The following is a 389-nucleotide window of genomic DNA, read 5'->3' on the forward strand; positions in this document are numbered from 1 at the left end:
TTCGCCAGCTCGGCAATGACGGGTTCGCCGCCGATCGTCTTGCCAAGGCAAAGCGCCAGCTTGCAGCTGGTCTTGCGGAAGCCCTGCGATTCGATCAGTTCGCGGAAATAGACGGTTTCACGGGTCTCGTTCGGCAACTCGATGCCGATGACATTGCGGCCGGGCACCACGGCGACGCGCGCCGAGACCGCCGACATGGAGCGGGCGATGTCGTCGGCGAGACCAATGACGCGCGAGGATTTGACGCCAGGTGCCGGCTCGAATTCGTAGAGGGTGACGACCGGACCGGGGCGTACGTGGATGATCTCGCCGCGCACGCCGAAATCCTCCAGCACGCTTTCCAGGAGATCGGCATTCTGCTCCAGCCGCTCCTGCGACATGTAGAAGCC

At 63.8% G+C, this 389-nt stretch carries 1 protein-coding gene; it reads right to left on the reverse strand.

What is annotated here, in order from left to right; genetic code table 11:
* A partial coding sequence (locus EN786_RS36265; RefSeq protein WP_281405034.1) for a DNA translocase FtsK occupies window positions 1-389 on the reverse strand: 389 nt, incomplete at both ends.

Source organism: Mesorhizobium sp. M4B.F.Ca.ET.143.01.1.1, from assembly GCF_004792275.1.
GTDB classification, from domain to species: domain Bacteria; phylum Pseudomonadota; class Alphaproteobacteria; order Rhizobiales; family Rhizobiaceae; genus Mesorhizobium; species Mesorhizobium abyssinicae.